This is a genomic window from Edaphobacter lichenicola (assembly GCF_014201315.1).
GTDB classification, from domain to species: Bacteria; Acidobacteriota; Terriglobia; order Terriglobales; family Acidobacteriaceae; genus Edaphobacter; species Edaphobacter lichenicola_B.
In genome coordinates, this window is sequence record NZ_JACHDY010000001.1 from 571,059 (window position 1) to 595,179 (window position 24,121).

Below are 24,121 nucleotides of genomic sequence, written 5' to 3' on the forward strand. Positions count from 1 at the left end.
GCACGGGAACCTTTCACTCTTAGGAAGACTCTACGGATATTCGGCTGCAATTTGGAGTACGCAGAACAGAAAGAGCAAGTTCCGTTCCTGGAAATGTCGGACTTCGCGAGCGGCCACGGTCTTGGTCCGCAGCATCTAGCTACACTAACCGCATCGGGCCTGGTCAAAGCATGCAAACGCTTCACGAATGACCCAGCATTCACACTCCATAAACACTCCACAAAACTTCCCTGTAACATCTAAGAGGACTACAAAGAAGCAGTGAGAGGTGTATGAGCGAAGGCCGTTGGGTTTTATTGATTGCGAGTGAAGTTGGCGGTACGGATTCGGTCTCAGACCGCGCTATGGAGCGTCTGGTTGAGGCGATCCGTCTCGAAGGATATGAGGTGGTTCGCACCTCCACGCCGGAGGACGGTCTATCCCTGGTCACATCCGATCCGTCCTACAGCGCAATCCTTCTAGACTGGGACCTCGAGGGCGAGAACCAGTTCGCCGAAGGCGCAGCGCTCGCCATCCTGCGCGCCGTTCGCCGCCGCAACAAGAAGATTCCCATCTTCCTCATCGCCGACCGCACCCTCGTCAGCGAACTCCCCCTCGAAGTCGTCAAGCAGGTTCACGAGTACATCCACCTCTTCGGCGACACCCCCGCCTTCATCGCCAACCGCGTCGACTTCGCCGTCGAGCGTTACCACGAGCAACTCCTCCCACCCTACTTCCGCGAGCTCAAAAAATACAACGATCAGGGAGCCTACTCCTGGGACGCGCCCGGCCACATGGGCGGCGTCGCCTACCTCAAGCATCCCGTCGGCATGGAGTTTCACAAGTTCTTCGGCGAAAACATCATGCGCTCGGACCTCGGCATCTCCACTGCCCCGCTCGGCTCCTGGCTCGATCACCTCGGACCTCCCGGCGAATCCGAACGCAACGCCGCTCGCATCTTCGGCGCCGACTGGACCTTCTACGTCCTCGGCGGCTCCAGCACCTCCAACCAGATCGTCGGCCACGGCGTCATCGCGCAGGACGACATCGTCCTAGCCGACGCGAACTGCCACAAGTCCATCTGCCACTCCCTCACCGTCACCGGCGCACGCCCCGTCTATATGAAGCCCACGCGCAACGGCTACGGCATGATCGGCCTCGTCCCCGTCAAGCGCTTCAGCCCCGAGTTCATCCGCGGCATCATCGACAAGAGCCCGCTCACCACCGGCGTCGCTAACCAGAATCCTACCTACGCCGTCGTCACCAACTCCACCTACGACGGTCTCTGCTACGACGTAAACCGCGTCGTCACCGAGCTCTCGAAGTCCGTCCCGCGCATTCACTTCGACGAGGCCTGGTACGCCTACGCCAAGTTCCACGAGATCTACCAGGGCCGTTTTGCGATGGGTGTGCCCGACGACATGCCCGATCGCCCCACCATCTTCGCCGTCCAGTCCACGCACAAGATGCTCGCCGCCTTCTCGATGGGCTCCATGATCCACGTCAAGCTAAGCCCTCGCGCCAACCTCGACTTCGATCAGTTCAATGAGTCCTTCATGATGCACGGCACCACCTCGCCCTTCTACCCGCTGATCGCCTCGCTCGACGTAGCGGCCGCCATGATGGACGAGCCCGCCGGACCCACCCTGATGAGCGAGACCCTGCAGGACGCCATCAGCTTTCGCAAGGCCATGTCGTCCATCGGCCACCGTCTCCGCGAAGCCGAGCAGGGCTGGTTCTTCCGCCTCTATCAACCTGAGTACGTCTTCGATCCGCTCGACGGAAAGACCTACCTCCTCGAAGAAGCCGCTGACGGTCTTCTCACCAACCGCTCCAGCGCCTGGACCCTCAAGGTCGGGGAGGAGTGGCATGGCTATCAGGACGAGGACATCGCCGACGACTACTGCATGCTCGACCCCACCAAGGTCACCATTCTCACTCCCGGAGTCAACGCCCAGGGCGTCGTCAGCGAGTTGGGCATTCCCGCAGCCATCGTCACAGAGTTCCTCGACGGACGCCGCGTCGAGATCGCCCGCACCGGCGACTACACCGTCCTCGTCCTCTTCTCCGTCGGCACCTCCAAGGGCAAGTGGGGCGCCCTGCTCGAAAACCTCTTCGAGTTCAAACGCCTCTACGACTCCGAAGCCTCCCTCGAAGAGGCCCTGCCCGAACTGGTCTCCCGCTTTCCTCATCGCTATCGCAACGTCAGCCTCAAAGAGCTCTCCGACGAGATGCACGCCGCAATGGTTCAACTCAACCTCTCCGGCCTTGTCAACGACGCCTGCGACGAAGACTTCGACCCCATCCTCACCCCCGCCCAGACCTACCAGAAGCTCCTCCGCCACGAAACGGAAAAGATTCGCTTCTCCGAGATGGCCGGACGAATCGCTGCGGTCATGCTCGTTCCCTACCCTCCCGGCATCCCCATGTCCATGCCCGGCGAACGCCTCGGCGGCACCGAAAGCCCGGTCATCAAGCTCATCCTCGCCATGGAGGAGTTCGGCAAGCGCTTCCCCGGCTTCGAGCGCGAGGTCCACGGCATCGAAACCGACGCGGAAGGAAACTACTGGATGCGCGCCGTCATCGAAACTCCCGGCAAGAAGAAAAACGGCAATGGCCACGGAAAGCAGCGTCCACCAAACGCCGCCCCGCCTGTCCAGAAGAAGAAGCGCGTTCCTGCGACTTCGCCTATCGTTCCAGGAAGCGGCCTCGCCTCGGAGAGGTAGTTTCATAAAGCATTTATCAACCTGGTCCAACGGCCTTTTCTGTTGACAGAAGAGGCCGTTCCCTTTAACGTGCCTCCATAGTCGATGGCGATTGATCTCTGGTTTTGATCTGATTTCCTGTCACCGTACTCCTCCCACTTGCATCACGGCCTGGCATTTTCTGTAGTTTCACCGGTTGAAGCTGGCCTTCCCTTCCAACATGGAACGGCCTCCAGTACAACCGGCAATCATTCCGGAAAACAAACCAAGAAAGGTCCTATGATGAAAAAACTTCTACTTGCTCTGATCTCCATTGGGGTGACCTTACCGGCTGTTGCGCAAAACAAGATTGATGATCGCCTGGGCAACTCCGCCGAAGTGTTGAAGCAGATCCTTGCCAGACCCGATGGAATCCCCCAGAATCTCCTCGATAAATCCGTATGTGTGCTCGTCTTCCCCGCTGTCAAAAAAGTAGGAATCGGTCTGGGCGTAACCTATGGCCGTGGGGTCATCGTCTGCCGATCCGGCACGGACATGACCGGTCCGTGGTCTGCTCCCGCAATGTACAAACTCGATGTCGGCAGCTTAGGGTTGCAGCTGGGCAGTTCTTCCACGGACTACGTCCTGCTGGTCGAAACCAAAACCGGAGCGCAGAAGGTTCTATCCGGCAAGCTCAAACTTGGTGCTGACGCAACCGCCGTTGCCGGGCCAACTGGAGCGAAGGCGGTCGCTGCCAACGATCCAAACGTCGATATTCTCACCTACTCCAGGCCCAAAGGCGGATTGTTTGCCGGAGCTTCTATCGGTAGCGCTTCCATGGACACCGACACCGACGCGAACAAGTCGGTTTACGGCAAAGACATCACAGCAACCGAGATCGTCCGCGAGGGAGGCGTTACCATAACGCCCGCGGGTAAAGCCCTCGACAACATCCTCAGGAAGGCATCGCCCACTCGTTCCCAGACCGCCAACTAATCCGCAAAAACAAAGACCCGGAGGAATGCCGTCAACTTTCAGCCGACGCCATCCCCGGGTCTTTGTTTCGCATGTTACATCCGCTGGCGCCACCGAATCGAGCGACATCTCCAAACCCGAGATAACAAGAAGAAACTCGTCCTGGCATCCTCGCGAGCCCAAAAACCTTATCCACACCCACTCCCACTCAACCCGTCGCAGATGCTATACTTACCTTCGGATTGCTTACCGCACCTCGCGCTTCCCAAGCGTCGAGATAAAGCGCGGAGGTGGCGAAATTGGCAGACGCACTAGCTTGAGGTGCTAGCGCCGCAAGGCATAGGGGTTCAAGTCCCCTCCTCCGCACCAATCCAAACTTTTTCAAGGATTTATTCAGGGTCGACCGAAAGGTTGACCCTTTGCTTTGACTATCGCTCGGCGTTCCAGGCGGACGCGAGATAGGACGAGGGGCTCTTACACAGCACCGGACCCGCGAAACACCGCAGGAATCGTCTGAAAAAGAATCTTGATATCCAGCCAGACCGACCACTGGTCGATATACCGCATATCCAGAGCCATCCATTCGTCGAATCCGATCGAACTCCGGCCCATAATCTGCCACAGACACGTAATTCCAGGCTTCACGCTGAACCGTCGTCTATGCCAGTCCTGCGAAAATCCCTCGTAGTCGCGCAGCGGAAGCGGTCGCGGACCCACAAGGCTCATATGTCCAACCAGCACATTAATCAATTGCGGAATCTCATCCAGACTCGTCTTGCGAAGAAAGCTGCCCGCTCGAGTAATCCGCGGATCATTCTTCAGCTTGAACGTCGGCCCCTGCGTCTCATTCAAGTGCTCCACCTGTGACATAAGGCGTTCCGCATCCTGCACCATCGTACGAAACTTCAGAATCTCAAACGACCGCTTGCCGTACCCCATCCTGACCTGTCTAAAAAAGACGGGACCCGGATCGGTCAGCTTGATCAATAGCGCGATCATCAGGAAGAGCGGTGCGAGCACCACCAGCAACAGCAGCGAAACCGTGACATCGGTCGCACGTTTGATCATGAACGCCCAGGCATTCCAGGATTCATCGTGCAACGTGATGGTGCCAACGGTCTCACGCATAAAATCGCTCCGCTTCGACTCGGCCTGATCGAAAAAAGTGCCGAGAAACCGGACGGCGATCCCGTGATCGCGACACGAGGAGATAATGCCCGCAATCTGTTGGTAGAACGAAGCCAGAGGCAGAGCCACAATGACCTCGTCCACAGGCAGTGTTCTCAGCAGTTCAGGAATCGAATCCAGGCCGCCGACTAAAGCTCCCAGTTGAGAGTCAGCCGTCTGCTTACTCCACCATTGATCATCCACGAAACCCTGGACGCAGTAGCCCCACTCCGGGTGGTTGTCCAGCTCTCGCACGAAGCTGTTGGCGCGGCGATTGGTGCCCACGATCAGCACATGTCTGCGATTATGCCCACGCGCTCGAAACGCCTGCATCGTCGCGCGAGCCACCAGACGAGTCGTAAGAAACGCCGCGAAGCTCATAATGCCGAACAGCGCCGCGACCACTGCCAGATCTATCGTGTTGCGCATGGAGCGCGATGCGATCAGCCACAGCCAGATACAACTCAACACCGCGCATAGCGAGCTGGCAGTGCAGACATCGAGTGCCTCTCTCACAGAGCCGGCCAATCGACGGGAACGATAAAACCCATTGGACCTGAGCACCACATGCCATCCCAGCGCCAGCACTAGCGTCGCCGCAAAGACCTGGATGGGATAGTGGGTCTCGAGCGAGTTGAAGACATCGAATGGCCGCTGATGAACCGCTGTGATGTAGGAAAGGCCAAGACAGCAAAACAAAAGCCCGAGATCGCCGATTGGCGCCAGCTCTAAAATAGTTGTTCGATTGGAAGGTGTCATTGGGGAAGCCCCTTCTGAAAGTGCCTTCTCGCAAGGTTGGTGGAACCGTTGAGCAACAAGTTAAGCCCGAATGTGGCAGTTCCCAGAGTAACCTGTCCCAGCCCCAGCAAGCAATGATGAAAAATACCCGAGAAGCATTTCTCACACGAGACGATACGATTGCAAAACCGTGAATTCTTTTGTCGACAAGTCGCCTTTATGTCTCCAACTTGTCACGAAGAGGATACCTGTGGACAAAATAAGAATGGCGTCCACACTGCAACCTGCGGTATAAGGAGACTTGAGCGTTTTTCTGGAACAGCGCGACATCGAGCCTGAGAAAATTCTCATTCAGCAACAACCGCCCATGCTGGAGGGACTCATCGATAGACGTACCTACAAAATTGCTCCTGCACCTTCCGCCACCTCTTCCCCATGGACTCCAAACTGGTCTCGGGGGCAAAGCCAGGATCTGGTAAACATTGTCAAAGGGTTCCTCGATATCTGTTTTCGATATCTAAGATATCGCCACGATCAAGCCAACTCGTTCCCGATTTTGATCGTCCTACAGGGGGCACACTACCTGTAGAAACCAAGTTTCTATACCAAGGTAAGACGCGAGCGGCCATTCGCCAATCTCGATCTTGCACATAAAAAATAAGACACTGGGAGACCCTATGAGTGATTCGATTCACATTGCAGTCGTCGGTTCCGGCTATGTCGGATTAGTAGCTGCTGTTTGTTTTGCAGAGATGGGTCACAGCGTCGTATGCGTGGATAATGACCAGAAAAAAGTATCCGCCTTGCAAGCGGGAGAGAGCCTGATTCACGAGAAGTATCTGCCTGAGCTTCTCCAGCGGTATCGCAACGCCAGGGTACGTTTCACCACCGACCTCTCCGCCGCCACGCGCGAAGCCCAGGCCATCTTCATCGCGGTGGGCACACCCCAGAGCGAGACAGGAGATGCCGACCTGTCCTACGTCGAAGCCGTTGCCAGTGAGATTGCGCGTTCGATCACCACCTATAAGGTCATCGCCGAAAAGAGCACCGTTCCCGTCTACACCAACGAATGGATTCGCAGGGTGATGGAGCGCAACGGCGTCTCCCGGGAGATGTTCGATGTCGTCTCCAACCCCGAGTTCCTGCGCGAAGGAACAGCCGTCGCCGACTTCCTCCATCCCGATCGAATCGTAGTAGGAACCGATAGCGACCGCGCCGCCGAGATCATGTCGAAGATCTACGAGCCCTTGACCACAGGCAGGTACTACGCCAAGGCAGGAGCGATCGACGGATCCTGCAATCACGACACTCCACCGCCTCTGCTGCGCACCTCCACAAAGAGCGCCGAGATCATCAAGCATGCCTCCAACGCCTTCCTCGCCCTCAAGATCTCCTTCATCAACGCCGTCTCCAATCTCTGCGAGGCCGCAGACGCCGACGTCGAACAGGTAGCCCAGGGCATGGGCCTCGACAACCGCATCGGTCCAAGATTTCTGCGGCCCGGCATCGGCTATGGTGGATCCTGCTTCCCGAAGGATGTCGCTGCATTTCGCTCCGTCGCCGAGCAGCTCGGAGTCAACTTTGCTCTCCTCACCGAAGTCGAAAACATCAATGCCGATCAGAAGCGGCGATTCCTCAGCAAGGTCCGTTCCGCGCTCTGGACGCTCCGCGGCAAAAAACTCGGTGTACTCGGCCTCGCCTTCAAAGGCGGAACCGACGACATACGCGACTCTCCCGCAATAGATCTGGTCCGAATGTTGATTGAGGAGGGTTGCTCCATCCGCGCCTTCGATCCCGCCGCCATGCAACGCGCGCAACAGATACTCCCGGAGGGACCGGAGATTCAATACGCCTCCGACCCCTACGACGCTTCGAACGATGTAGACGCCCTCCTGATCCTCACAGACTGGTCGGAGTTTGCCCGTCTCGATCTTCAGCGTCTCAGCGCGGCAATGCGCTTTCCCATCATCCTCGATGGCCGCAATCTCTATGATCCAGAACTGATGCTGGAAAATGAGATTACTTATTTCAGCGTAGGCAGACCCACACGACATCACACCGAGGAGCTCGCAGCCGTCGCCTCTCGCTCTCGATAAGGATTTCAGCCAAGGACTTTTAGCCAAGTCCCCGTTCCGATGTATTGAAATATCTTGTGCGCGATCCGGTTGGTCTCCCTCAGGCAGCCACCGGACCTCGCATCTGAAGGAGATCTGAGGGAGATATGAACGCCAAAAGAGTTCTTGTAACAGGAGCAGCAGGCTTTCTCGGTTCACACCTGTGCGACTCCCTGCTGCACGCAGGAAACACCGTCCTCGGTGTCGACAACCTGAGCACAGGCAACCCCGCCAACCTCGCTCACCTGCGCAACGAGTCCCGCTTCGACTTCGAGCGCCTCGATATCTGCCAGCCCTTCGACCCAGGCAAAGTCGACTACATCTTCAACTTCGCATCCCCCGCAAGCCCTTTGGACTATGCCCGCCTCGGCGTGGAGACCCTGCTCGTCGGCTCGGCCGGAACCATCAATACCCTCGAAATTGCAAAGAAGTATCACGCCGGCTACCTGCACGCCTCTACCTCCGAGTGCTACGGCGACCCGGAGGTTCATCCTCAAACCGAGACCTACTGGGGACACGTCAATCCCATCGGCCCGCGCTCGGTCTACGACGAAGCCAAGAGATTCTCCGAGGCCGCCGTCATGGCCTATCACCGCTACCATCGCGTCAACTCCCACCTCGTGCGAATCTTCAATACGTACGGGCCACGGTTACAAATCAACGATGGCCGCGTCATCTCCAACCTCATGTCTCAGGCCCTGCGCGGCGAGCCGCTCACCATCTACGGCGACGGCATGCAGACCAGAAGCTTCTGCTACGTCTCGGATCTGATCGCAGGCATCCTCGCACTCGCAGACTCCAGCGAGCATCTCCCCGTCAACATAGGCAATCCTGAGGAGTGGACCATCCTGAGTTGTGCCGAAGAGATCCTCAAGCTCATCGGATCCGACCAGAAGATCGTCTTCAAACCGCTGCCCCAGGACGATCCCACCCGCCGCAGGCCGGACATCAGTAAGGCGATCAGCCTTCTCGGATGGACCCCAAAGATCCAACTGCGTCAGGGACTCGAGATGTCCTTGGCCTACTTCCAAGAGCACATCGAAACTGGGCTGGTTCAAAACTCGCAGGCATGAGAGGTTCTTCTCATGAAAAGCCGAGCAGGAAGTCTCTATGCAAAAGAAAGAACTTAGATCTGCACCTGCGGAACAAGTGCTCTGGGTTCAATGTTAATTTTTCGAGTAATTTAGTCGCTGTAAGCGACGCTCGATGAGCACTTACCGCAAAATTATAGGCAGCAGATCCGGTAACTTTTTCGTCTGGAGATCATCTCGAATGGTGGGAAGATCTTCTCAATTGAGCGACCGACCTCTGTGCTGGAGAGACTCATGAAGCGAGTTACTGAAGAAAGCACCTCCCCGAACGTCATCAAAGTGATTGTGGCCAACCTGCCCATTATGCTCTGCGAACTGTTGCAGAACGCCTTTGAAGCCGTTCCCGACATCCAGATCATTGCCCCGGTCAACGACGTCCAGCATCTTCTCCATCCGGCCAGGCCCCTCCCGGTCGACGTCATCCTCATCGGCTCTTCCCGGATGGAGTCCAGGATGGAGAACACGCACGGCGCCGTCTCCATCCTCCAATCCCTTCCCGAGTTCTACAAAAATGCCCGCGTCGTCGTCCTCACGCAGGATCCCGACTACGCCGAAGTCATCTCCTTGTTTCGTGCCGGAGCCAAAGGGATCTTCGGCAGCGCCGACCTGCGCTTCGAGCTCCTCTGCAAGTGCATCCGATGCGTTCACCAGGGGCAGATCTGGGCAAAAAACGAGCTGCTCGCCCACCTGGTCTCCTCCCTCTCTCACCCCAGGTCAACCAACGTCATCGACCGCCACGGCAAGCCTCTGCTCACCACCCGCGAGCAGCAGGTTCTGCATCTTCTCTCGGACGGCCTCAGCAACTCCGAGCTGGCAACCGTGCTCAAGCTCAGCGAACACACCATCAAAAACCACCTCTTCCGCATCTACGACAAGCTTGGCGTCTCCAACCGTATGGAGGCCGTCCTCTACGCCCTCACCCCTCGCGACGTGCACCACCCCCCGGTACAAAATCGCCCCACCCACCCAGCAGCCTCCAACAAAATCGCAATCATCAAAACCGCCTAGGCCCATATCCGGCTTCCTGACCCTGAGCGAAGTCGAATAGGGAAGGATCCAAGAGCTGGCCAAGCCCGTATCAGGTTTTTGCTGTCATCCTGAGCGCAGCGAAGGATCCCGACCTGCGAGCCGAGCGAGCGAGGTGACATATGCTAGCTGGACTCCGTACTGCCCAAGCCGCTCGTCCCTCTCCACCAGCCTTCCTCGAGTCCAGCGCCGCTGGGTCTTCCCCGGTAGCCGGTGATACACTAGGTTTTAGGTTTAGGTGCGAACGCCGCAAGGCGCGAGGACTCATGCACCGATCCCAAACATTCTCCGGAGATCAACTCTCCGGGCTCAAGAGGTAGCAAGCAGCTCCGATGGTTATTCTTCTCGTCATCATTCACGTTATCGTCTGTCTCTTTCTCATTGGCGTAGTCCTCCTGCAGCAGGGCAAGTCCGCCGACCTCGCCGGAGCCTTCGGTGGCCAGGGATCCCAGACCGCCTTCGGTCCCCGCGGCGCAGCCAATCTCCTCACCAAGCTCACCACCTACTCGGCCATCGTCTTCATGCTGACCTCCATCGGCCTCACCATCCTGCTCTCGCGCGCCAGCGGCGACCACTCCGTCCTCTCCGGCACCGCCCACCCCACCAGCCAGACGACACCCGCCAAGAAGTAGCTCTTCGATCTTCAGAGATGCGCAGGCCTTGGGCTTGCGCATTTTTCATTCCCAAAAGCTCTCCCCGCTGAAGGCTCAAACACCATGATCCACGAGATTCTCCCCGTCGGCCCGCTGCAATGCAACTGCTCCATCCTCGGAGACGAAACCTCCCACGAGGCCATCGTCGTCGACCCCGGCGACGACATCCCCCGAATCATGGCCGTCTTAGCCACTCACAACCTCACCGTCAAAAAGATCGTCATCACTCACGCCCACATCGACCACATCGCCGGAGCCCATCGCCTCAAGCAGCTCACCGGAGCCCCCATCCTCTACAACCAGCACGACCTCCCTCTGGTCAAGATGATGGACATTCAGGCAGGCTGGCTCGGAATCCCCACCCCCACCGTCCAAGCCCCCGACGACACCCTCGAGGACGGCAAGCTCATCGCCGTCACCGGCCTCACCGGCTCCATCCTCCACACCCCTGGCCACACCGAAGGCAGCGTCTGCCTCTACCTCCCCGCCCAATCCCTCCTCCTCGCCGGCGACACCCTCTTCGCCGGTACCGTCGGCCGCACCGACCTCCCCGGGGGCGACATGCGCAAGCTCCTGGCCTCCATCCACGACCGCCTTCTCACCCTGCCCGACGAGGTCACCGTCATCCCCGGGCACGGCTCCAGAACAACAATCGGCGCAGAGCGAGACTCCAATCCATTTCTGCAAAAGCAATAAAAACAATCGCTTACATAAAACATTCAATGTACAGCTTTACACGCATCGCATGAACTAGTAACTACCGTGGTTCCATCCAATTACCCTTTTGATTCTCGAAATCCCCCCTGCAAACCCCTCCGTCGATCCCAGCAGACTCACCACCACCCGCCCAGCTTCACCGATCCCATAAAAGCTCCCCGGATGCACGATCACTCCTGCCTCCCGTAACAACCACCCCGCAACATCCCCCTCGCCGAGCCTCTGAGGCAGCCGCAAAATCGCACTCCACCCAGCCTCCACCCTCAGCACCTCAACCCCACCTCCAACCGCAAGCCCCAGATTCCCCCTCACCCGCTCCAGAATCTGCCCCTGAATCCCCCGCCTCTCCGCCAGCCAAACCGGCAGCGCCCGCTGCATCGGCGCGTTCACCGACAGAAAGGTATCCGCAACCACCTCCAGCCGCTCCATTGCCCGCCGTCGATCCCCCACCGGCCCCAGCCCCACGATCCACCCAACCTTCATCTGCGGCAGCCCTGCAATCTTGCTCATCCCGCTCAGCACAAACGTCAGCACCGGGTGCGGACCCACTGCAAAGCTCCCCAGCCTCCCCCCCTCCTCCAGCGGATAGTCCAGAAACACCTCATCCACGATCAGCGCCAGTCCATGCCGCGCACAGATCTCCTCCAGCCGCCCCCGCTCCCCCGCCCCCGTAGCGTGCCCCGTCGGATTATTCGGATGCACCACAACCACAGCCTTTGTCCGCGGCCCAATCCGGCGCTCGAGCTCCGCAAAGTCGATCCACCATCCATAGTCATAGAACAACGGATAAGGCCTCAGCCGCACATCCTCCAGATCCGCCAGAAAATCGAACAGCGGATAGCTCGGCCGCGCCACCAGCACCTCATCGCCCGCGTCGCACAGCAGCCGAAACAGATACCCATACCCCTCACTCGTACTGGTAGTCAGCACCACGCTGTCCGGATCGACATCGGCCCGATGCCCACCGTAGTACCCCGCCACCGCCTCTCGCGCAAACCGCATCCCCCGCGGATCAGGGTCGTACGTCATAGCCTCTCGGCTCGCCAGCGGTGCAAGAACAGCCCCCGCGTCATAATCAAACCCACACACCGTAGGGTTCGACACCGTCAGGTCCACCAGCTCCCGTCCGGCCGCCCGCGTCTCGCGAATCGCAGCCGCGAACCCACTCTCCCCCACATCCCAACCTGTCCGCGCCGAAAACCGATAGCTCACCCTCCCATGCTAATCGGTCAGCTAACCCGGCCCGCTCCATCAATCGAATCCAAACTAATTCCGCCACCCACAAACAAAAGCGAGCGACGCAATCGCATCGCCCGCCCACGTTTTACTGCACCCAACTTAGAACAGGATTCGTCCTCCAAGCTGGATCACCCGCATCCCCGACCCCTGTGGCGTAAGGGTCTGTGCAGAGATCACGCCAAAGGTGCTCGGATTGTTCAGCACCGCCCCGGGATTGCCCAGGTTGACGAAGTTGAAGACGTTGGTCGCCTCGCCGCGAAACTGGAACTTCACGCGTTCGAAGATGCCAAAATCACGGAAGATCGCCGCGTCGACGTCCTTGTACCCAGGGCCGCTTATCGAGTTCGGGCTCACCGTGCCATCGACATTTCCTGCTCCGGTGCCCGCAGAGCATCCCGCCGAACCCACCCTGCAGTACGCGCTCGTATCGAACCACTGTGTCTTCTCTTTCGCGCGCGACCCACTGAAGATGTTCGTCCGCTCCATCTTGCCGGGAACAAGGTTAGGCCGATCGTTGGTGTCTCCATCCATATTGTCGTCGCTGCCGCTAGTGATATTGAATGGCACCCCGCTCCGCATCGTAACAATGGCGGAGATGGACCATCCATTCAGCAGGTTCTGAACCACCCGGTTGGATTTGCCGAAGTAATCCGGCTTCCAGACAGCCGCAATCACCGCCTGATGACGCTGGTCGCTATCCGTCCGCTGCCGTTCCAGCCCAAGATTATAGTAATCCTCAGGCATAGTCGCGCCGCTGTTGCCAATGTTGCCCGTCGTCTGCAGCGAAGCACTCGACAGCGCCTTGCTGAACACATAAAACCCATTGACGCTGATGTGGTTGCTCAGACGTTTTTCCACCGTCACCTGCAGGCCCTGGTAGTTCGTGTTTTGTCCGTCCTCGATCACATACGCATTGCTGATGTACTTCGAGCCCACCGCTGGATTCGCGCACGCTGTTCCCTTTCCGAACGGAAGCGCGTCAAAAGGCCGACGGCAGTTGTAGTTGGTCGTCGTGTTCATCGCAGGGTTCGCAGTGTTGTAGATCGGCGCATTCGCATCGATGTACAAAGGCAGCTTCCGGCTGAAGGCTCCCACGTAGTTGATGCTGATCGCAAGATCCTTGGTGAACTGCTGCTGCACGCCAAAGTTGGCCTGAATGTTATACGGCCAGCGCATCCCCTCTTGTAGGAACACCAGCGACGCCGGAGACACATACCGTGGATTCGTCTTGTCGTAGAGATACGGAAACGGCGAAGTGCAACCCTGGAAGTCCTGGCAGTCGGTCGAGTAGATATGCTGCAGGCTGGTCACATGGCTGAAGGCCGCCGTCTCTCTCACCGCAAACGGTTGGAAGTTTTGCGGCAGCATCCACTCATTGCCTCCGATGGTGTCGAAGAACAACCCGGCGCCGCCATGGAAGACCGTCTTGCCGTCACGATACGGGTTGAATGCAAAACCGACACGCGGCGAAACATGGTTGTAGTTCGTGCCGACACCGCTCTGCGGCACCCCCGGATCTCCAGGAAACAACTGTCCCAGAATCGCATTCGGTGAGACCGTGGACTGCACACCCGGCTTGAAGATCGCATACCGGCGCTGCGTATCGGTCGGGGCCGTCTGCACGTCATAGCGCAGCCCAAGGTTCAGGGTCAGCTTCGGAGTAATCCGCCAATCGTCCTGCCCGAAGATCCCATAGTTCCAGTAGTTGGCATTCGCATCATCGGGCGAGTCCTGACCCATCGAATTCGGATGCCCGATCAAAAAGTCAGCGATCGCCGCTCCAGTCTTCACATAAGTAGCCTGCCCGACTGCGGTGGTAGGAACCGCGGAGCTCGTGAAGCTGAACGTGCCGTAGTTATTCAGCAGCGTCTCCAGCCGATCTTTCTCCAGATAGATCTCGCCGCCCACAAAGATCGAGTGCTTCCCTCTGGTCGTGTTGAAGACATCCCGCAGGCCGTACACGTTATCGCCTGCAACCGGACCGCTGATCGCGTTCGCAAGATGAAAGAAGTTAGCCACGTTGATATCCGGCAACGAAGGCGTCCCCTGCACATTCAGGTCCGAGCCATAAGCCGCCAGCGAAGTTCCCGGCGTGCTGTTGCGCCCGGCAAGCATACGCGTATAGCTCAGCCACACCTGGTTCACCGACCGCGCCGAGACCGTCCAGACATCGCTCACGTTGGCCGTCTGCTGCCGGTACACATAGTTGTTCACCGCCCATCCCGGCAGATTCGAGCCATTAGGAAGATTGCTCTGCGCTCCATTCGACTGGAAGTAGTCAAGCGTAAGCCGATGCGCCGCCGTCAACTGCTGATCGCCTTTGATCAGAAACTCGTCGGTCTGATTCGGCAGCCCTTCGTTTCCGATAAACCGGTTGTCCGTCCGCCCCGGCGATGGCATCGGGACATTCTTCGCCAGCACCGCCGCGGCCACAGGATCAGGATGATAGTTCGGATCGAGATCGAGACGATTGCCCGGCACCGGCTTGTGCGTCACAGGATCGCAGACGATAAACCTTCCCCCGTAAGCCGTCACTGATTTATCCGCGGCAGACAACGGCGTCGCACACGCGCCCAGCCCCGTCGCAATCGTTGTGGACGTAGGAAGATTCTCGGAGAAGTTGCCAGCACGCTGAAGAGCATCCGGAACAACCGTATTGAAGTTGACCGGACTCACTTGTCTCAACCCCGCATAGCTGCCGAAGAAGAACGTCTTGTCCTTAACGATCGGGCCGCCCAGAGTCGCGCCAAATCGATTGATGTGCAGCGGCGTCCTCGTCGTCTGCAGCCACGCGTTCGAGTTGAAGTTCGTCTCCTGATGAAATTCGAAGACCGAACCATGTATCTGATTTGTGCCCGACTTGGTCAGCACCGAGACCACACCCGCTCCCGTGCGTCCATACTCCGCGCTGAAGTTGCTCGTCTGAACCGCAAACTGATCGATCGCATCCGGGTTCGGCAGAACGTTGCCGGTATTGCGCACACCGGTCATATTCAATCCACCATCGAGATAGTAGGTCACCTGTCCCACCATGTTGTCGGAGGAGCCGTTGATGATCACATGCTGACCAGGAAAGCCGACCGTGTTCTCCGTCTGGCTGTTCTGAATGCCGGGCGTCAGGCTCAGAAGTTGATAAACGTTTCTACCCACAATCGGCAGGTTGTCGACCTCGCGGTTATCGACCGTCCGTCCCAGCACAGAGTTTCCCAGGTTCACCAGCGGAACATCGGTCGTCACCTCCACAACCGTGGTCTCGCCGCCAATCTCCAGCGCGTAGTTCACCGCCGCCTCCTGCGTTGCGGTCAACACAATCCCGCTCTGCGCAATCTCTTTGAATCCCGCGGCAATCACCCTCACCGTATATGGCCCAACCGGCAGAAACTCCGCGCGATACTGACCCTGATCATTGGTCTTGGTCACGCGGACGAAGTTTGTCTGCGTCTGGGTCAACGTAACCGTAGCCCCGGGAACAATCGCTCCGGACGAATCTGTCACAATACCGAACATCGTCGCGGTACTCAACTGTGCGGAAGCACGCGGCCCGGCAAACCCAGCCAATATCATCGCGATCAATAGTGCGAAGAGCGAACTCTCTCGCAACACTCTGCTTTTCATGGGACGGCTCTCCTTAAAAAATACGGCATCTGTCTTCGTGTGAGACCAGCTCCCGGGAACGTGTTTGAGGCTTCTGAAGACCGCTGCCCTGCTTTGCAAGGCGTCTCGAAAGAAGCTTGTCCCCTGGGGCGATCGAGCTGATAAGTTTGAAACTCAGTTATAAGACCGCAGGGCGAGAAGCACTGTCAAGACATTTGTTTGAAGTCCATCCTTATTCTGTATAGACAACTGTTTCCTATGGAAACAACGCACTCTAATCGCACTCGAGAGATCTTTCGCAGCCTTCAATTGGCCCTACCACTTCAGACTCATCCTCCCCATCAATCACGGTCGCCATGCGCACCGGGTCAAAGTTCAAATCCGCTGCCTTACAATTGCCTTTCATGGCACTCGTAAAAGCAGTCCTCTTCGACTACGGCATGGTCCTCTCCGGCGAACCGGACTCCACCGCCTGGACCCGCCTCCTCACCATCACCGGCCTCAGCGAAGAACTCCTCCACCGCGAGTACTGGGCTCACCGCCACGCCTACGACCGCGGCGACCTCAACGCCCAATCCTTCTGGCACACCGTCGCCGCAGGCGCTGGCATCGTCATCACGCCCACGCAGCTAGCCCAGCTCATCGCCGCCGACACCGACCTCTGGTCCACCCTCAACCCTCCCATGCTCGCCTGGGTCGACCAGCTCCAGCGCGCCGGCATCCGCACCGGCATCCTCTCCAACATGCCCGATGCCATGGAGGCAGGCCTCCGCGCCCGCCACGCGTGGATCGAATCCTTCGACCATCACACCTGGTCCCACGCCGTCAATCGAGCCAAGCCCGAGCCCGAGATCTATCAACACGCCGCCGAAGGTCTCCAAACACCTCCCGAACACATCCTCTTCATCGACGACAAGGAAGAAAACATCACCGCAGCGCTGGCCGCAGGCATGCAGGCCATCCAGTACTCCAGCCACGCCGCATTCGAGCGCGAGATGAAAGCCCGCGGCCTCGACTACCTCCTACAACTTGAGCGGCATACGGACTCCCAAAACGGGAAGCTATAGTACCTCGGTAACGTCTCGTTGAGATTTCTCCACTCAAACAGCACCAACGCAAGGAATATTTAAGGTCAGGCTGCACCAGCGTACTGCCCGCAGCCAACAAAACATGAAGACACCGCTCTCTCTCCGACGTGTACGTGCCGGTCTCTGCGGCGTCATCGCTCTCTTCTTTATCGCTTCCCTGCCACTGGCCCCCCGGATCGAAGCCCAGACCGCCTCACCAGCCACCGGCCCGCAGCAACTCCTCTTCACCGGCCTCCTCGGCTCCTCGAATCCCAATCCCGCAAACTCGCACTACGCCCAGTTCAATGCCATCCAATCCGACTCCGCCGGCAACCTCTACCTCCTGCTCGACCAGGGCGACGGTATCCGCCTCCTCAAAACAGATTCCACAGCGACCAACGTACTAGCCCAAACTCATCTCGGCTCAAGCGGCGACATCGGACTCGCCATGGCTGCCGATCCCTCCGGCAACCTCTACGTCGCCGGCACCACTACCTCGGGCACCCTCTCAACCACCTCCGGCGCAGCCTTTCCCAGCGCGGCGGACACGTCCATTAATTCGTACATCGGCAAATTCGATCAAAACTTGAATGTGCTCTTCGTCACCTACGCCGGAAGCCCCCGCACCGCAGCCTCCGCCATCGCCGCAACCGCCGACGCCGTCTTCCTCACCGGCAGCATCTTCGGCTCCGCGCTTCCCGTCACAGCTTCCGGCATCATTCAATCCCCCGCCTCCGGCTCGCTCCAAAACGGCTTCGTAGAAAAGTTCAACACCACCGGAACCACCCTCCTCTACGCCACCTACCTCAGCGGCCAAAACGGCAACACCGCCCCCGCCGCCATCGCAGCCGACGCCACCGACAACGCCTACATCGCCGGCTACACCACCTCCACCGGCTACCCCACCCTCTCGGCCATCATCCCCGACCTCCTCTCCGCCACCTCAGGCTTCCTCACCAAGCTCACCCCCGCAGGCGACGGCATCGTCTTCTCCACCTTCATCCCCGGCCCCGGCATCTCCTCGCTCGTCATCGCGCCTTCGCCGCAAGACCCCACCACCCAGACCCTCCTCCTCACCGGCTCCATCGCCCCCGGCCAGTTCCCCATCGCCACCGTCTCCTCCCCGCTGGTCAACACCAACTACCAGACTCTCCTCCGTCTCTCCCTCGACGGCAGCACCCTCCTCACCTCCGACCTCCTCGCCCCCGGCATCCAATCCTCCGTCGTACCCGCACCCTCTGGCGCAGCATGGATCTCCGCCACCGGCAGCAATCCCGCCTGGCTCCTCCCCCTCACCCCGCTCTCCGACATCGGCAACAGCTACGCCCTCCGTCTGACTCAGCAGGACACCATCGACCAGACCATCCGCTTCGGCGGCCTGCCCATCACCAGCGGCTCCTTCGCCAGCGCTCCAGTCACCCTCACCGGTCTCACCGTCGACTCCACCGGCCAGCCCACCTTCGCCGGCAGCGCCTCTCCCACCGCCAGCGCCAGCCTCCTCGCCACCGAAACCTACGATCTCCCCCTCACAAACTCCCCAACCCCGGCACTCCCCTCCACCCTCCGCTCCGCCACGCTCCCCGCAGGCTCCTGCACGAACAGCAGCCTCTGTTCCGGCTCCGCCGCCTGGCTCGCCAAACTAAGTACCACCAGCGCACCCAGTCTCGCCCTCTCCACCGACGACTCCCCCAACCTCACCCTCCGCAACCTCGGCAGCCTCGCCGCTACGAACCTCCAACTCACCGCCACCAACTTCACCCTCGCAACCGACTGCCCCACCACCCTCGCTCCTGGTGCGGAGTGCAGCATAGCCCTCACCAGCACCAGCAGCAATCCCGGCACCGTCACCGCGCAAGCCAGCAACGCCACCGCCCAAACGGTCACCCTCCCCGCACCAACCGCCTCACCAAACCCAATCGTCGTCTCTCCCAAAGAACTCGACTTCGGCATTCAAACCGCCACCAGTCCTGCAACCACACGAACCATCACCATCAGTAATCTCACCCAGCTCCCCCAGACCTTCTACGCAGGCGACGCCACCCTGCAACCCGTTCCCCCGCAGTACGACCTCAGCGTGCAATCCACTGACTGTCCGGCCTCCACCACTCCCGGCGACGATGTCCTTCCTCCAGGCGGAGTCTGTCACCTCACCCTTGCCCTAACCGCCCCGGCCACGGCGACCGGCAGCTTCGTCACGGCCTATCGCATCATCGGCGTCGACGCCGTTCTCCTCACCGCCTACACCCAACCCACCGACCTCAACCTCTCCGCTACCGAGATCGACTTCGGCACCCAGTTCGGCACGCCCTCCGGCGTCGGAGGCACCCCCAGCCCACGCCTCCCGCGCTACCTCTACCTCTCCAACAACTCCGCCAACGCCGTCACCCACACCCCCGTCACGCTGCAAACTCCCTTCACCCTCATTGACCGCTGCCCCACCACACTCAACCCCCACACCGTCTGTCAGCTCGAGATCAACTACCAATCCCCCGTCGCCCCCTCAGCCGACTCCACCACCCTCACCCTCGGCAGCGGTACATCAGCAGAGGGCCTCACCGTCCTCATCACCGGCACCACCAAACCCCAACCCACCGGCGTCGGCCAGTCCGCCAACCCCAACCTCACCCTCACCCCCGCCGCCATCACCTTCCCCAACGCCGTCCCCGTCACCACCACTTCCTCGAGCACCCAGACCGTCACCATCGGCAACATCGGCGCCGTTGCCTTCCCCCTCGCCCTCACCCTCACCGGCGACTTCACCGACGCCACCGACTGCCCTGCCACCCTCGCCGGCAACGCAACCTGCACCGTCGTCCTCACCTTCGCCCCCTCTCAACCCGGCATCCGCCAGGGCCTGCTCTCGGTCACCGCCGGAAGCTCCTCCCCCGCCTACGTCACCCTCAGCGGCACCGGCTCCGCCATCGTCACCGCCCCCAACAACACCCTCGCCTTCGGCAGCGTCCCCGTCGGCCAGCCCGCCGTTCAGTGGCACAAGATCACCTCCTCCTTCACCACCCTCACCGCCACCACCTCCGCACCCGACTTCAAAGCCATCCTCGTCGAAGACATCGGCTTCGGCCACGGCCAACCCTCCACCTCCGCCTTCGTCTCCTCCTTCACCGGCACCTGCGCCAACTGCTGGCTCGGAGTGCAGTTCACCCCCTCAGCCCCCGGCTCCCAGACCGCCTCCGTCACCCTCACCTCCTCCGGCAATCCCTCCTCCATCACCCTCACCGGCACCGGCATCGCCCTCACCGGCGTCCTCCTCAGCCCCACCACGCAGGACTTCGGCACCGTCCCCGTCAACAGCGCAAGCCCACCCATCCTCTTCACCGTCACCAACCTCACCACCAGCCCCGTCTCCCTCTCCACCCCCACCCTCACGGGCGACTTCGCACTCAGCAACCTCCCCACCGGCGGCTCCCCCTGCAGCGGCCTCCTCGCCCCCAACGCCTCCTGCTTCTTCAACGTCGTCTTCGCTCCCACCGCCACCGGCAGTCGCACCGGCCTCCTCACCGTGCCTGCCTCCTACGGCCGCATCACAGCCACCCTCACCGGCTTCGCCTCGCCCGACCAAGGCCTCTCACTCAACCCTACAGCCCTCATCTTCAACAACGTCCCCGGCCCCACCGCCACCCAACAAAACATCCTCCTCACCAACACCGGCGCCGCCACCCTCCAGATCGGCACCCCCACCAACGCCACCACCAGCTTCACCTCCGTCAACAACTGCACCACCCTCGCCCCCGCCGCCGTCTGCACCATCACCGTCACCTTCCTCCCCTCCAACGCCACCGTCACCGACACCCTCCAGATCCCCGTCACCAGCTCCACCACCGGCCTCGCCACCTACACCGTCCCGCTCTCCGGCGCCTACACCACCGAGAGCGCCGGCCTCCAGATCCTCCCCAACCAGGCCAACTACGCAGCCACCCCCACCAGCACCCTCGGCGGAACCCGCCAGTTCACCATCACCAACCTCACCGCCAAATCCCTTGCCCTCAACATCGCCCTCCCCCGCCAGTTCCTCCTCAACGGCCCCGCCTGCGCCGCCCTCGCCCCCAACGCCTCCTGCAACTTCAACGTCACCTTCCTCCCCCTCACCAACGGCGACATCACCGGCACCCTCTTCGCCCAGGGCACCCCAACCGACGGCTCCGCCACCCTCAACGGCCTCGGCTACGTCGAAGGCTTCGGCATCGGCCCCGCCACCATCAAAATCTCTGGCAACATCATCCCCGGCCAAACCGTCCTCGACTTCGGCCAGGTCTCCTCCGGCCAGACCGCCACCCAGACCGTCACCCTCACCAACACCGGAGCCACCCCACTCACCATCCGCCGCCTCACCAGCCAGTGGCCGTTCCTCATCACCTCCACGCTCTGCGGCGCCACCCTGCCTCCCACCGTAAGCTGCACCGCCACCCTCACCTACACCCCCCTCAACCAGACCACCACCCCCGGCCCCGCCTCACCAGACTCCGGCACCCTCATCATCGAAAGCGACGCCCTCACCGGCCCCGACCTCCTCACCCTCACCGGCCAGGCCGCCCCCATCACCGTAGCCGCGCCGAGCAACGCCGCTCCCCTCGTCTCCTACGCCCTCTCGCAAAGCTCCCTCACCTTCCCCGCCACCCAGGTCGGCGACCAGAGCGACGTCCAGACCGTCACCCTGGCCAACACCGGCACCACCACCATCCACATCGCCGGCTTCCGTCCCACGCCCGACTTCACCGTCCAGACCAACTGCATCGGCGCCCTCGTCCCCTCCGCCAGCTGTGTCGTCAACATCAGCTTCACCCCTCAGGCAAGCTTCCCCAACACCGTCTCCAACCGCATCTCCGCCCTCGAGATCACCTCCGACTCCAGCACCGCACTCGAATTCATCTCCCTCTTCGGCGTCGCCAACCCCTCCCCCCTCAACTTCTCTCCCTTCACCCTCAACTTCGGCAGCGTCCAGGTCGGCACCTCCGCCACCCTCCCCGTCCAGATCACCAACATCACCACCGCCCCCATCGCCATCCAGACCATCTCCGCCATCGGCCCCTACACCGCCACCGGCGACTGCCCCACCGAAGGCAACACCCTCGCCCCCTCCACCAGCTGCACCGAGCAGGTCACCTTCACCCCCACCACCACCGCGACCATCGGCGGCCTGCTTTCCATCCGCTCCTCCGCCTCGACCCTGCCCATCGAATACCCCCTCACCGGAAAGGGCATCCAGTCCCACCTCCAGGCCGTCCCCTCCACCCTCAACTTCGGCAGCATCGCCCTCGGAGCCTCCGCCGCCCAGACCATCACCCTCACCAATACCGGCACCGCCCCCATCACCAACCTCGCCCTCACCATCACCGGCGACTACGCCATCTCCGTCCCCTGCGCCTCCACGCTCTACCCCGGCATCGCCTGCCAGATCACCGTCACCTTCGCCCCGACCGCCCTCGGCTCCCGCACCGGCTCCATCACCGCAACTGACCCCAACACCGGCCTCCAGAACCTCAACATCCCCCTTACCGGCAACGGAGTCTCCAGCGGCGCCTTCACCCTCACCGTCAACGGAGGCCCCTCCGCCACCCTCACCATCCCCAGCGAGCACGCCGCCGACTACACCCTCCAGCTCACCCCCCAATCCGGCTTCACCGGCACCGTCATCCTCAACTGCACCCCCGTCAACCCCGGCGCCTGGGCCACCTGCTCGCTCCTCCCCTCCAGCATCACCCTCAACGGAGCCGCCCAAAACTCCATCGCCAACCTCAACACCGTAGCCGAGTACATCCCGCCCACCACCGCGCAAAACAACACCCGCAGCCGCAACCGCGCCATCCTCTGCCTCCTACCCATACCCCTCCTCTTCTTCCGGAACGCCAAAGCCCGCACAAAAAACCGCACCCTGCAAGAGCACCCCCTCACCCGCCTGCTCCTGCTGGCGATCCTCTTCGCCCTACCCACCCTCTGGATCTCCGGCTGCGGCCGCGGCGGCAGCGACCCCAACCTCCGCTTCACCCCACCCGGCACCTACCAATATCAAGTCACCGCCAGCTCCACCACTGGCGTTCAACTAAGCCAGACCGTCACCCTCAACCTAGTCGTCACCGCCCGCTAACTCACAGGCAAGCCCCTTCGTTCTACTGCGTTCTGTCGGCCAGGGCACATAGGAGTACTCTATAGATCTCCCCTTGTGCGCGAGCTTCAGCTCTTCGCGCACTCCTGGAAGGAAGAATGATGGCACCCGCGAAGCTCTTATTAGTCGACGACGACGAGACAATACGCTATACCCTCGGCATCATTCTCAGAAAACATGGCTTTGAAGTAACCGTCGCTTCAACGGTCAATGAAGCTCTCAAGCACATCGGCTCTGAGGTCTTCGACGTCCTCCTCAGCGACCTTCACATGCCTGGTGCAGGAGACGGCCTCACCGTCGTCAGCGCCATGCGTCATGCCAACCCAAAAGCCGTCACCATACTGCTGAGTTCGTTTCCTCATATGGACGCCGCGGCTCAGGCGATTCTGCTGCAGACTGATGAAATTCTCGTCAAGCCAATGGACGTCAACATGCTGGTAGATGCCATCAAACAGCGACTCGCCGTCGGTCCGACTCGCACCCGCCTGGTCGAAAGTGTCGCCACCATCCTCGAACGTTCCACCGACAGCACCATCAGCGATTGGTACGAACTCGTCGAAAAAGAAGAGTCGTTGACGGCAATTCCAATGACGTTCCAACTACGCTCCGGTCATCTCCCTCAGGTTTTTCAGGATCTCGTCCTGCGTCTCCGTTCGTCAACGATCCTTGGCACGAAAGAACTCCACTCGACATCAGCCGCACAGCACGGCACCGCTCGCCGCCAACAGGGCTATACCGCTGCAATGATGGTCGAGGAGTCGCGCATCCTCCAGGTCAGCGTCTTCAACACGCTCCAGAAAAACCTCGCAAACATTGACTTCAGCGTAGTGCTGATCGGAGTCATGACCATCGCCGACGAGATCGATTCACAACTAGGTCAGGCGATGAAGAGCTATCTAGCTGAATCAATCGTCGACGCGCTTCCGGCATAGCCACAAGAGGCCGAAGCGGAGGCGAAT

13 protein-coding genes and 1 tRNA gene are annotated in these 24,121 nt (G+C 60.3%); 11 read left to right on the forward strand and 3 right to left on the reverse strand.

The genetic code is table 11. The features are described from left to right. Positions 1 to 272: 272 nt before the first annotated feature. The 3 genes from HDF09_RS02400 to HDF09_RS02410 all read left to right on the forward strand — a co-directional run bounded on the left by HDF09_RS02400 (position 273) and on the right by HDF09_RS02410 (position 4,007). Positions 273 to 2,705, forward strand: a complete 2,433-nt coding sequence (locus HDF09_RS02400; RefSeq protein WP_183760913.1) for an Orn/Lys/Arg family decarboxylase — start codon at positions 273 to 275, stop codon at positions 2,703 to 2,705. Positions 2,706 to 2,963: 258 nt separating this feature from the next. Further along, the gene (locus HDF09_RS02405; protein ID WP_260180878.1) at positions 2,964 to 3,659 is read left to right on the forward strand and encodes a lipid-binding SYLF domain-containing protein; all 696 of its coding nucleotides are present in this window, start codon (positions 2,964 to 2,966) and stop codon (positions 3,657 to 3,659) included. Between the two features lie 263 nt (positions 3,660 to 3,922). After that, positions 3,923 to 4,007 (forward strand) — tRNA-Leu (locus tag HDF09_RS02410). Positions 4,008 to 4,112: 105 nt separating this feature from the next. On the opposite strand, the gene HDF09_RS02415 is transcribed toward HDF09_RS02410, so the two are convergent. Further along, positions 4,113 to 5,564: a sugar transferase gene (locus HDF09_RS02415; protein WP_183760917.1), complete on the reverse strand. Its 1,452-nt coding sequence runs from the start codon at positions 5,562 to 5,564 to the stop codon at positions 4,113 to 4,115. A gap of 656 nt (positions 5,565 to 6,220) precedes the next feature. On the opposite strand from HDF09_RS02415, the gene HDF09_RS02420 reads away from it, so the two are divergent. The 5 genes from HDF09_RS02420 (at position 6,221) to HDF09_RS02440 (ending at position 11,123) form a co-directional block, all read left to right on the forward strand. Then, positions 6,221 to 7,639 (forward strand): UDP-glucose dehydrogenase family protein, encoded by a 1,419-nt coding sequence (locus HDF09_RS02420; protein WP_183760920.1) that lies wholly within the window; start codon positions 6,221 to 6,223, stop codon positions 7,637 to 7,639. Between the two features lie 125 nt (positions 7,640 to 7,764). Then, positions 7,765 to 8,730, forward strand: coding sequence for a UDP-glucuronic acid decarboxylase family protein (locus HDF09_RS02425; protein WP_183760923.1), 966 nt, complete (start codon positions 7,765 to 7,767; stop codon positions 8,728 to 8,730). A gap of 252 nt (positions 8,731 to 8,982) precedes the next feature. Then, a complete protein-coding gene (locus HDF09_RS02430; RefSeq protein ID WP_183760926.1) occupies positions 8,983 to 9,756 on the forward strand; it encodes a response regulator transcription factor in 774 nt (257 codons plus the stop codon). Between the two features lie 350 nt (positions 9,757 to 10,106). Further along, on the forward strand, positions 10,107 to 10,406 hold the full coding sequence (gene secG / locus HDF09_RS02435; protein ID WP_179583052.1) for a preprotein translocase subunit SecG: 300 nt from the start codon (positions 10,107 to 10,109) through the stop codon (positions 10,404 to 10,406). A gap of 84 nt (positions 10,407 to 10,490) precedes the next feature. Next, on the forward strand, positions 10,491 to 11,123 hold the full coding sequence (locus HDF09_RS02440; protein WP_183760929.1) for an MBL fold metallo-hydrolase: 633 nt from the start codon (positions 10,491 to 10,493) through the stop codon (positions 11,121 to 11,123). 54 nt (positions 11,124 to 11,177) lie between these two features. On the opposite strand, the gene HDF09_RS02445 is transcribed toward HDF09_RS02440, so the two are convergent. Together HDF09_RS02445 and HDF09_RS02450 are read right to left on the reverse strand one after the other, a co-directional pair. Further along, entirely contained in the window at positions 11,178 to 12,356 is a 1,179-nt protein-coding gene (locus HDF09_RS02445; protein WP_183760932.1) for a pyridoxal phosphate-dependent aminotransferase, read from the reverse strand. 126 nt (positions 12,357 to 12,482) lie between these two features. After that, entirely contained in the window at positions 12,483 to 15,998 is a 3,516-nt protein-coding gene (locus HDF09_RS02450; RefSeq protein WP_260180879.1) for a TonB-dependent receptor, read from the reverse strand. Between the two features lie 383 nt (positions 15,999 to 16,381). Between HDF09_RS02450 and HDF09_RS02455 the strand changes: the two genes are divergently transcribed. The 3 genes from HDF09_RS02455 to HDF09_RS02465 all read left to right on the forward strand — a co-directional run bounded on the left by HDF09_RS02455 (position 16,382) and on the right by HDF09_RS02465 (position 24,094). Then, the gene (locus HDF09_RS02455; RefSeq protein ID WP_183760935.1) at positions 16,382 to 17,044 is read left to right on the forward strand and encodes an HAD family hydrolase; all 663 of its coding nucleotides are present in this window, start codon (positions 16,382 to 16,384) and stop codon (positions 17,042 to 17,044) included. A 103-nt stretch (positions 17,045 to 17,147) separates the two neighbouring features. Next, positions 17,148 to 23,144, forward strand: a complete 5,997-nt coding sequence (locus tag HDF09_RS21060) for a choice-of-anchor D domain-containing protein (protein WP_183760938.1) — start codon at positions 17,148 to 17,150, stop codon at positions 23,142 to 23,144. 116 nt (positions 23,145 to 23,260) lie between these two features. Further along, positions 23,261 to 24,094, forward strand: a complete 834-nt coding sequence (locus HDF09_RS02465) for a response regulator (protein ID WP_260180881.1) — start codon at positions 23,261 to 23,263, stop codon at positions 24,092 to 24,094. Positions 24,095 to 24,121 lie beyond the last annotated feature (27 nt).